At 36.7% G+C, this 10,812-nt stretch carries 12 protein-coding genes and 1 tRNA gene; 12 read left to right on the forward strand and 1 reads right to left on the reverse strand.

Going from position 1 to position 10,812, the window contains the following annotated elements; translation table 11 throughout:
• Positions 1–208 precede the first annotated feature (208 nt).
• From P9Q65_RS12385 to P9Q65_RS12435, 11 genes are all read left to right on the forward strand, one after another.
• The gene (locus P9Q65_RS12385) at positions 209–1,303 is read left to right on the forward strand and encodes an iron-containing alcohol dehydrogenase family protein (protein WP_304509763.1); all 1,095 of its coding nucleotides are present in this window, start codon (positions 209–211) and stop codon (positions 1,301–1,303) included.
• Between the two features lie 125 nt (positions 1,304–1,428).
• Positions 1,429–2,787 (forward strand): HAD hydrolase family protein, encoded by a 1,359-nt coding sequence (locus P9Q65_RS12390; protein ID WP_304509764.1) that lies wholly within the window; start codon positions 1,429–1,431, stop codon positions 2,785–2,787.
• Positions 2,788–2,793: 6 nt separating this feature from the next.
• Positions 2,794–3,516 carry a tRNA threonylcarbamoyladenosine dehydratase gene (locus P9Q65_RS12395; RefSeq protein WP_304509766.1) on the forward strand — a complete coding sequence of 241 codons (723 nt, stop codon included), beginning with the start codon at positions 2,794–2,796 and terminating at the stop codon, positions 3,514–3,516.
• A gap of 184 nt (positions 3,517–3,700) precedes the next feature.
• The gene (locus tag P9Q65_RS12400) at positions 3,701–4,582 is read left to right on the forward strand and encodes a hypothetical protein (RefSeq protein WP_304509767.1); all 882 of its coding nucleotides are present in this window, start codon (positions 3,701–3,703) and stop codon (positions 4,580–4,582) included.
• A 251-nt stretch (positions 4,583–4,833) separates the two neighbouring features.
• On the forward strand, positions 4,834–6,462 hold the full coding sequence (locus P9Q65_RS12405) for an ABC-F family ATP-binding cassette domain-containing protein (protein ID WP_304509769.1): 1,629 nt from the start codon (positions 4,834–4,836) through the stop codon (positions 6,460–6,462).
• A gap of 52 nt (positions 6,463–6,514) precedes the next feature.
• Entirely contained in the window at positions 6,515–6,616 is a 102-nt protein-coding gene (locus P9Q65_RS12410) for a hypothetical protein (protein ID WP_304509770.1), read from the forward strand.
• Positions 6,617–6,632: 16 nt separating this feature from the next.
• Positions 6,633–6,968: a hypothetical protein gene (locus P9Q65_RS12415; protein ID WP_304509771.1), complete on the forward strand. Its 336-nt coding sequence runs from the start codon at positions 6,633–6,635 to the stop codon at positions 6,966–6,968.
• 168 nt (positions 6,969–7,136) lie between these two features.
• Positions 7,137–7,418: a LysO family transporter gene (locus tag P9Q65_RS12420; protein WP_304509773.1), complete on the forward strand. Its 282-nt coding sequence runs from the start codon at positions 7,137–7,139 to the stop codon at positions 7,416–7,418.
• The gene (locus P9Q65_RS12425) at positions 7,415–8,002 is read left to right on the forward strand and encodes a lysine exporter LysO family protein (protein WP_304509774.1); all 588 of its coding nucleotides are present in this window, start codon (positions 7,415–7,417) and stop codon (positions 8,000–8,002) included. Before P9Q65_RS12420 ends, P9Q65_RS12425 begins: the two co-directional genes overlap by 4 nt.
• A 74-nt stretch (positions 8,003–8,076) precedes the next feature.
• Positions 8,077–8,161, forward strand: a tRNA-Leu gene (locus P9Q65_RS12430).
• Between the two features lie 134 nt (positions 8,162–8,295).
• Positions 8,296–9,240, forward strand: coding sequence for a tyrosine-type recombinase/integrase (locus P9Q65_RS12435; RefSeq protein WP_304509776.1), 945 nt, complete (start codon positions 8,296–8,298; stop codon positions 9,238–9,240).
• A 547-nt stretch (positions 9,241–9,787) separates the two neighbouring features.
• On the opposite strand, the gene P9Q65_RS12440 is transcribed toward P9Q65_RS12435, so the two are convergent.
• Entirely contained in the window at positions 9,788–10,117 is a 330-nt protein-coding gene (locus P9Q65_RS12440; protein WP_304509778.1) for a helix-turn-helix domain-containing protein, read from the reverse strand.
• Between the two features lie 152 nt (positions 10,118–10,269).
• On the opposite strand from P9Q65_RS12440, the gene P9Q65_RS12445 reads away from it, so the two are divergent.
• Positions 10,270–10,680: a hypothetical protein gene (locus P9Q65_RS12445; protein ID WP_304509779.1), complete on the forward strand. Its 411-nt coding sequence runs from the start codon at positions 10,270–10,272 to the stop codon at positions 10,678–10,680.
• Positions 10,681–10,812 lie beyond the last annotated feature (132 nt).

The raw sequence follows: 10,812 nt of genomic DNA on the forward strand, positions 1-10,812 counted from the left end.
AAACTCCGAATTGGTTGTTTCTATCAACAAGAATGATACAGCACCTATTTTCGAAGTTTCTGACTTGGGTATCGTTGGTGACTTGAAAGTAATTCTGCCTAAATTGGCTGAAGCAATCAGAAAATTTAAAGCAGCAAAAGCGAACAACTAAGATATGATTTCGGTTTAAGGGTCTTATGATATATATCGATTAGGGGGGTTCGTAGAAATGGGTAATTATTCTGTTTTTTTTCCGGGCTATACAGCCGGCGAGGACGCTTACCATGAAATTGAAGCAGTATGCGCTCCTTATGGTACAAAAGCGGTAGCAATTGGTGGTAAAACAGCTTTGGAAAAGACGAAAGATTATTTGTTGGAAGCAACACAGGAAAGCACTGTGAAAATTACTGATTTTATCTGGTACAAGGGAGAGGCAGCTTTTGAGTACGCAGAGGAATTACAAGAATTAGAGGCAGTAAAGAATGCGGATATGATTTTTTGTGTAGGTGGCGGTAAGGCCATAGACTGCGCAAAATTGGTGGCAGATCATTTGAAAAAACCGTATTTTACTTTTCCCACGATTGCATCCACTTGTGCCTGTATTTCGGCGTTAGGAATTTATTATCACACAAATCATGTATTCCGTGATTTCTTCCGTGTGGAAAGACCTCCCGTTCATGTGTTTATCTCTACAAGAGTGATTGCCGAGGCACCAGAAGTATATCTTTGGGCTGGCATTGGCGATGGCATGAGCAAAGAGGCGGAAGTAAAATTTTCTGTAAGAGGTAAAGAGGAAGAATTAACTTTATCAGAACAAGCAGGCGGTGCCATGAGCAGCTGCTGTACAGAGCCATTGCTGAAATATGGCATTCAGGCAATGGAGGATTGTAAATTGAATCGTCCTTCCGAAGCCATTGAGCAGGTAGCTTTGAACATTTTTATCAACACAGGTATGGTATCCAATATGGTGGATTCTCATAAGTATAATACAAACTTGGCACATGCGTTGTTTAATAGTTTGACCATGTTGCATCAGATTGAAGAACGACACCGTCACGGCGAAGTTGTTTCCTATGGTACATTGGTTTTACTAACATTAGATAAGCAGTATGAGCTGTTGGAACGTTTTTTTGAGTTCTACAAGGGAATGAATTTGCCCACAAAGCTTTCTGATATTGAGGTTACCATTGAAGAATTGGAGCCTGTTTTAGAAGCTGCAGTGAAAAAGTACGATTTGGATTATACTCCTTATGAAATCACACCTGATATGATTAAGGAAGCTATTTTGGAATTGGAAGATTACAACATTAGAAAAGCAGCATAAACGTTTATTGTAACGCAAATATTTAAGGCAAAGGAAGTTATCCTTTGCCTTTTTTATGTTCACTTGACAGTTTTGGAATATACTCCTATACTTGTAGAGAAAAATACACTTAAGGAGTGCATCAGATGGGATATTTTCCAAAAATTGGCATGAGAATGGTCAAAACAGCGGTTGCGGTTGCCATTTGCTTTTTAGTCAGTTATTTATCAGGGGGAAATGATAGGCCTATTTTTTCTGGAATTGCGGCCATAATTTGTATGCAGCCTTATGTGGAACATAGTGTAAATGTGGCTTTCAACCGTAGTGTTGGAACTGTGATTGGAGCGGTTTTTGGGCTGATTGCAGCATCTTTGAGCTTATATATCCCAAAAGGATTTGAATATTTACAATATTTGGTTATTTCCTTAACGATTATTCCTGTTTTATACACGACAGTTTTGTTGAAAAAGCCAGGTGCATCAGCCTTGGCAGGAGTTGTTTTGCTAAGTATTACGTTAAGTAGTGGCGACGCAACCCCTCTTATGAATGCAGTGAATCGTTCGGTGGAAACCATTGTGGGAATTCTGGTTTCCCTTGGCGTGAATATGGCACATTTGCCAAGGCGCAGGGAGAAGGATTTTCTTTTTGTTTCTGGATTTGACGGGGCAATATATGGAGAAAAAATAGGGATAACTCCTTATTCTATTTTCGAATTAAATCAGTTACTGAGGGACGGAATGGCGTTTACCATTGCCACGGAAAGAACCCCGGCTTCCTTGATGGCAGATATAGGGATGATTCACTTGAAATTGCCTGTAATCGCCATGGATGGAGCGGTACTTTATGATATGAAAGAACGGCGTTATTTGGCTTGCCAAGGTCTTTCTAAGGAAATGACGGAGAGAATTGAGACATTTTTAAATGAACTGGATTTACATTATTTTTTAAATGTAGTTTGGCAAGATGTGTTACTGATATACTATCATGATTTTAAAAATGAGGAAGAAAAGAAACTATATCAGCAGCTGCGTCTTTCCCCCCATAGAAATTATGTATATGGAGGAAGACCGGAAGAAGGAACGGTTGTTTATCTTCTTTTGGTGATAAAGAACGAAATGGCGGATTATGTGACAGATAAACTAACTGAAATGGATACAACGGGTGAACTCCTTTTTTTAAGGGATAAGTCGGAAACCCCTGAGGATTATTGTCATTTGAAAATTTATCATAAAAATGCCACCAAGGAATATATGATGAATAAACTTTTGGAAACAATGCCTCAAAAAAAGACGGTGGTTTTCGGAAGCAATAAAAACGATGTATCTATGATGAAAGTGGCTGATTTAGCCTTTGCAACGGCAAACGCCACTGAGGATGCAGTGACTGCGGCAGATTATCAGTTGAGGGGGGGCGGAGACAGCATTGTTCGTACCATTTTTCACTTATATGAACCGCTGCCTTGGCAGTCTTTACCCAAAGAATTAAAAAATGAAAGAAAAAGGTGAAATAAGATGCAGGAGAATTTGCATGAATTATCCAGGGCAGAGTTGTTGTTGGGGTATGAAGGGTTGGAAAAATTAAAAAATGCTAAGGTTGCAGTTTTCGGAATTGGCGGGGTAGGTTCTTTTGCTACGGAAGCTTTGGCAAGGGGCGGCGTGGGGCACTTGACATTAATTGATGGTGACTGTGTGGCTTTAACAAATATTAACCGTCAGTTAGTTGCTACCCAGAAAACCATTGGGCAATTCAAAACAGAAGTAATGAAACAACGAATTGGTGAAATTTTGCCTCAAACTGTTGTAGAAACCTATTCTGTTTTTTTTACCAATGAAAATAGAAACTTTATTGATTTTTCCACCTATGACTATATTGTAGATGCCATAGATATGATTACATCCAAAATCATACTAATAGAGGAGGCAAAAAAAGCGAATGTTCCCATTATTAGCTGTATGGGTACCGGAAATAAACTTGATCCTTCTAAATTTGAAGTAGCAGATATTTCAAAAACATCGGTTTGCCCCTTAGCAAAGGTCATGAGAAAAGAGCTGAAGGACAGAGGAATACAAGGGGTAAAGGTTGTATACTCAAAAGAACTGCCACAAAAACCAGGGGAATCCATAGAACGAGCCAAAAGACAGACCCCCGGCAGCCTTTCTTTTGTGCCGCCGGCGGCGGGGATGGTTTTGGCGGGAGAGGTTATTTGCCATTTGATAGGAATTGAGAGAAATTGAAAAAAGTGGAGAATAAAGAAGTATTTTCCAGCAAAAAATCGAAAGAGTGGAGAAAAGTATTAAAATAAAGAGTTATTTCTTATATTTTTCTGAAACATTCCAAATTCCCTTGAAAGGGCATTAATATTTGGATAAAATGAAAAAGTAATCAATTTTTCATAAGGCTTTAGAGGGAGGTGTTAAAGTGAAAAACAGAATAAAGTTTGCAGTTTTCATTATTTTGATCGCAATGGTTTTTACAGCGGGATGTACTGCAAAATCAACCTCCAACAATAAGACAACAGAAGAAGGTGCAACAGGAAATTATATTGTATTGGCAAAGTCAAAATTGGAGGCATCTTCTAGCTTTGAATCTGATTTTTATGCAGAGGTACAAATTGGTGAAAATCCGAAAACAGTTACCAATGCGAAAGTTCAGATGGTTTATGAACCATTGGCATTAAAGATTAAGACGCAAGATTTGTATGCACAGAGCACAATAGATTCGGAAACCTATTTGGAAAAGGTTGACGCCGGAGTTAATATGTATATGGCATATGACGGAGAATGGACAGAAATGACATTAGATGAAAAAAATGCCATGAAATCCCTTGGAATGTATGATGCCGGAAAAGGTATGGGTTTGTTACTGGCATCTGTCGAGAACTGGGCAGAAACCTCTGAAAAAAGCGGAATCGTGACCATAACCGGGGATATACCGGCAGAAAAAGTTTATGATATATCAGAAGCAGGCTCTTTCTTGCAATTGGCAGGCATGAATGGTGTGGATCAGAGCTATTATTCCGGTGTTGAAGCAGTGCCGGTTGAGATTCAGCTTAAAGAGGATGGAACCCCTATCTCCTTTACCGTTGACTTTACAAAAACCTTGGAAACGGTTATGAATCATGTATTGCAGGCGTTAGCGCAGGATGACGTGGAGACGATTTCAGTTCAGAAATATTTGATAAAACAAAATATTTTAAGTTTAAACGAAATAAAGAAAATTGAAATTCCGATTGCGGCAAGAGGTGCAATTAATTACGAAAAAGAAATCTCACTTTTAGAAAACAGCACTGACGAACAATAAAAGAAAGCCCTTGGAAAGGGAGCTATATAAAAAGGCATTTGGTTATCTTATGCTTTTAAAGGCTCTTGTGAATCCAAGGGTTTTCTTTTATGAGAAATTTTGTATAGATATTTGCTCTAGGCGATGGCAAGTATTTCTGTAAAAATAAGGCGGAATGCAAATATTTATTGCATTTTACAAAATATACTGTTTTTTCTACGGGATAATGTTATAATAAAAAAGATTGACTTGAAAAAAGGAGAGAATATAATATGATCGCAGCACAGGGTGTAAGTCTTCAATATGGAGGCAGAGTGCTTTTTAATGATGTAAACATTAATTTCACAAAAGGAAATTGCTATGGGCTTATTGGGGCTAATGGTGCCGGAAAGTCTACATTTTTAAAAATTTTAGCGGGGGAAATTGAACCAAATAAGGGTTCTGTTTTTATGACCCCCGGGGAAAGAATGGCAGTATTAAAGCAGGATCACTTTATGTTTGACGATTTTGAGGTGGTTCAGGCGGTTTTATATGGTCATAAGAGATTATATGAAATTATGAAAGAAAAAGAGGAATTGTACTCCAAGGAGGACTTTTCTGATGAAGATGGTATTAAAGTTTCTGAGTTGGAAGGCGAATTTGCGGAACTGGATGGCTGGTCAGCAGAGTCAAATGCTGAAATTTTATTGAATGGCTTGGGTGTTACCAATGAATTTCATTATGCAAAAATGAAGGAATTGACAGGTACACAAAAGGTGAAAGTTCTTTTGGCTCAGGCGTTATTTGGAAATCCAGATATTTTGCTTTTGGACGAGCCTACCAACCACTTGGATATTCATTCCATTAGATGGTTGGAAGAGTTTTTATTGAATTTTGAGAATACAGTAATTGTAGTATCTCATGATAGACATTTCTTGAACAAAGTATGTACCAATATTGCAGATATTGATTATGGGAAAATTACAATGTTTGTGGGTAACTATGATTTCTGGTATAGCTTTACGCAAATGACCCAGCGGCAGATTAAGGATCAGAATAAGCGTGTAGAGCAAAAAATGAAAGAACTTCAGGAATTTATTCAGCGCTTTAGTGCCAATGCATCCAAAGCAAAGCAGGCAACCAGCAGAAAAAAATTGTTGGATAACTTGCAGATGGATACCATTAAGCCATCTAGTAGACGTTATCCTTTCTGTAGCTTTAAGCAGGACAGAGAAGTGGGAAATGACGTTCTTTTGGTTGAGAATATTTCTAAAACCATTGACGGAAAAAAAGTTTTGGATAATATAAGCTTTATGATTCGTCCAAATGAGAAGGTAGTTTTCGTTGGACAAGATGAGATTGCAAGAACCACGTTATTCCAGATTTTGATGGGTGAAACGGAGCCTGACGAGGGGAAATTCAAGTGGGGAATTACAACCAAAACTGCATATTTCCCCAAGGATAACGCAGCTTATTTTGAGGGCTGTAAGGAGTCTTTGATAGAGTGGTTAAGACCTAATGCAAAAGAAGGCGAGCAGTATGATGCAGATATTCGTGGCTGGTTAGGGCGTATGCTCTTTAGCGGGGAAGAAGCGTTAAAATCTGCCAATGTTTTATCCGGTGGGGAAAAGGTGCGTTGTATGCTTTGCAAAATGATGATGAGCGGTGCAAACGTTATGATTATGGACGAGCCTACCAACCATTTGGATTTGGAATCCATTACTGCGTTGAACGAAGGATTGTCTGATTACAAAGGGACACTGCTTTTTGACTCCCATGACCATCAGTTTGTTCAGACTATTGCAGATAGAATCATTGAAATTCTGCCCGGTGGTATTATTGATAGACAGATGACCTATGATGAATATCTGGAGGACGAGGAAATCAACAACTTACGTCTAAAGCTATTAGGCGAGGTGTAGGAAATTAAGAAGTGATACGGTTACTGTGCCAACGGAAGAAATGAGAAGAGCAATGTTTCAAACGGAAGTTGGAGATGACGTTTACGGTGATGATGTTGCCATTAATGAGTTGAAGCAATTGGCTGCTCATATGTTTATCAAGAAGAAAGCGTAAAATACTGGGCGGAGGAATGTGTCAGGTGGGTATTTTAGGGGCAGCCGACATTTTGGCTTTGCAGGAAATGCCCAAGAGATTACAGGAAGATCATGATAATGCAAAATATTTGGTGACGTGTTTGAAAGAAGTAAAGGGCTTAGAAGTATATGAAGAGCGTCAGCAGATTAATATGGTGTTCTTTTGTTTAAAGGGCTATCCTTTAGATTCTGGGTCCTTGGTGCGTTACATGGTGAATTATGATGTGCGGATGAATGGGGAAGATAACGGTATGATGCGTTTTGTGCCCCATTGCTACGTATCGAGGGAAGAAATTGATAAAGTGGTACAATTAATGAAAGATGCCCAGTAAAAAGGTTGCCCTCTTGTTTGAGGGCAGCTTTTTTATCAGCTTTGAAAAGTGAGTACTTTTTTCAGAGAGAAAGTTTTTTCCGAACAAGGATAATAACCTTTAGGAAGCCCTTTGAATATCATAAACTATTGATGTGCAATGGGAGAAATTTTTGGGGGAGGCATAGAAATGTGGAAAATTTTTATGGTTTTGACGCTTGGTTTTTTAATCGGTTTTTTTGATTTGCTCAAGGAAAAGCAAATAAAAATAAATTGCCGTTTGCAAACCCTTTGGCTTTTACTTTTGATTTTTTGTATGGGAGTAAGCATCGGGCGAGATGGAGAGGTCATTGGAAATTTACCTGTTTTAGGGGGAAAAGCCTTACTGTTTGCGATTTTAGCTGTGGTAGGAAGTGTTGTTTTTGTATTTATGCTAAGTAGGCTTTTTTTGAAAAAGGAGGAGGAAGAATGAGCCTTGCGATTTTAGTTGTATTGGTATTGGGCATTCTCGGAGGGATGTATATGCCCGTGGGGATAACTGCCTTTTTGGATCAAGCATCCACAGTTATGCTTCTAATATTATTATTTTCCGTTGGAATTGATTTGGGTTTAAACCGACAGGTTTTTGAACAGGTTCGCAAATTGGGTTTTCGTATTTTACTCATTCCCTTAGGCGTGATTTTAGGTTCTTTATGCGGTGGAGCCCTTGCTGCTGTAATTACCCAGACAAAAATAAAAGAGGGAATGGCCATTGTCTCGGGCTTGGGGTGGTATAGCTTATCTGGAATTTTATTAACAAATGCGGGCAATCCCATCGGAGGAACTATTTCTTTTTTATCCAATGTTTTCCGTGAGATGATAACTTTCATTGTGATACCATTTTTGGTGAAATATTTGAATCCTTATTGTGCCATTGCACCAGCGGGGGCAACGGCAATGGATACAACTCTGGCAATGATTAGTAAACATACCGACGGAAAAACGGCGGTAATCGCCTTTGTGAGCGGGGTAATTTGCACACTGATTGTACCTGTTTTAATACCATTATTCCTCTAAAGGAAGAAAAATTACAAAAATCCCTTGACTTTTCTAGTGAAATATATTATCATTACTTAGCAAGTTGCCCATGTGCGGATGTGGCGGAATTGGCAGACGCGCTAGATTCAGGTTCTAGTCGGGGTTTTCCTGGTGCAGGTTCAAGTCCTGTCATCCGCATTTAAGCTTGTAAATCATAGGATTTACGAGCTTTTTTATTGCAAAAAATTAGCTCCTTCTTTAAAAAAATACTCGTAAGATTATTAGGACAAACTGTAACAATCTAACGAGTACTTTTGGGAGGAGTTTTTATTATGAAAAAAATTTGTTTGAGTAATCCTGATAAAGTAATTACTGTGAGAGAATGTTTTGAAAATTATATTATTAAATGTACTGTCCGAAATTTATCCGCTTCTACTATTGTCTGTTATAAAGACCACTATAGAATATTTGAGCAATATATAGGTGGTCAGCAACAGCTCATTTCTAACATTAATGAAGAAACAATTAATGGTTTTATATTATATTTAAGAACTCGATGTAGTGATATAACTATTAATTCCTATCTAAGGTCTATACGGGCTTTTCTCAACTATGCTTCTGAAAATGAATACATAAAACCATTTTTAATCCCATTTATTAAAGCTGATAAGAAAATTAAAGAAACTTATTCAGATGAAGAATTGAAAGTGTTGCTTAAAAAACCTAATATCAAGACGTGTAATTTTACAGAATATAAGACTTGGGTTTTTTCCAATTACTTATTAGCTACTGGGAATAGAATTTCCTCCGCATTAAATGTGCGTATAAGAGATTTAGACTTTGACAATTCACTGATTCAAATTAATAAGAGTAAGAATAGAAAAGCTCAGATTATTCCACTGTCATCTAGCTTAGTTTCTATATTAAAAGAATATTTAAGCTACCGTAAGGGAAGTGACGAGGACTATGTTTTTTGTAATACATATGGAGACATAGCTGACATAAGGACATATCAGGAAATGCTAGCTAGGTATAATAAGAAAAGAGGAGTTACTAAGACATCTGCTCACCTTTATCGCCATACGTTTGCTAAAAAATGGATACTGAATGGTGGGGATATATTTAGATTACAAAAGCTGTTAGGTCATAGTGATTTAACCGTTGTTAAAGAATATGTTAATCTATTTAGTAAGGATTTATCTACGGGATTTGACCAGTTTAATCCCCTAGATAGTTTAGGTTTATATAATAACAATAAGAAAATTAAATTTAACTGAGCTAGATTATGGGGTTTGAGGCTTTGTTGAGCTTTTTATCAACTAGTTATTAGAATTGTTTATATAGCATTTTAAAGCCAAAATAGATTAAATAATCTCGCGGGGCGTAAAAGGGATGAGTGCTGTCGCTTCGCTGCCCTCACCCCAATAAAAGTGGAACTCGGCTTCATATCTACATCGTAAGGTATCGCCTTACGATGTAGGAAGCGTCGTTCCAATAAAGAGCTATTTTTTCTTTTTTCTGGAAGAAGTAAGGAAAATGTTTTCGGAGGTACGGAGGTATTTTTTTGAAATTATAAATTTTAATAGCTAATTATTAGAATCCAGTAGGTTTCTTATTTTTATTCTTTTTAAATTTTTATGATTTATTTTTCTTATAACTATATTTTTCAATCATAGAAATAAAATAATTAAAAATAGAAAAAGAAATGAACTAAAGTCAGCGAAGCGATTTGACTTTAGTTCATTTCACCAATATGTTCGGCAACGGTTTTTTGCCGAACATATCTAAAAGAATTATTAGTAAGCTACCTCCGTACCTCCGAAATTACGAGTTTTCTAGGTGGTTGAATATTAGTTTTAATATGTTTATGGCTAAAGATTTTTCTTTATCCGTTTTCCCATTCATTAGCTGACACCAAACCTTATAAAGAGAATCCTCGTTACTGTCTACAGAATCTGACAAAAGATAATCTAGGCTTACCCCCAGGCGGTTTACTACATCAATTAGTTTTTCTAATGTTATGTTTCTTTCGCCACGTTCTACTTGACCAATATAAGCAGGAGTAAGACTAACATCTTCAGCTAGATTTTCCTGTGTTAAATTTAGTTTTAAGCGTTCTTCGCGTATCCGCTTACCCAGAGCAGTACAATCCATAAGATGTACCTCCTTTATTTGGAATACTATAATAGTAGCTCAAGAAGCGGATAAGAATAATATGCTATATGTATTATTTATATATGCTGTATGTTGTAATAAATTGTAAAATGTATTATAATTTAAGTAAAATTGTTTAGGAGGAGAATACAATGAAAAAAATTGATATTTTAGAGAAAGCAAAGAGCAATTTACTGGTGGCAGGCATAATTCTTTTTGTGCTTGGATACATAGGTCAAAGGATATATTATTTGACTATTAATAATTGGATATATTCTTTGGCAGCGAGCTTGTTTTTTGAGAATCTGATATTAAGTACTCTGGTAGTGAGTTTTATTATTATTACATCAGGTATAGCAGGTATGCAAAGAGGAAATCCAATAAACTATATAAAGAATCATGCTTTAAAATATATAGTCTTGGTTTTAGCCTTAGGCGGTGTTTTTCTAGGGTTAGACTGTAATTTTACATCAATTTTGATGAATGGATATATATCTATGGTCAAATATAGTATGGCATTTGCTGGTATAGGGGTAATTTATTTAGCTTCATTAAAAAGTTAATCAATAGATTAAGGGAGTGAGTGAATAGACTACATAGATGCCAGAAATCTTATTAAAAAAATGGTGATTCATTTTATTTACTTTGATAATAATGGTCGTATTTATTGTAGAATAGAAAATAAAATTATTAAA

Origin of the sequence: Anaerotignum sp. (assembly GCF_030625865.1) — a bacterium.
Taxonomy (GTDB): Bacteria; Bacillota; Clostridia; order Lachnospirales; family Anaerotignaceae; genus Chakrabartyella.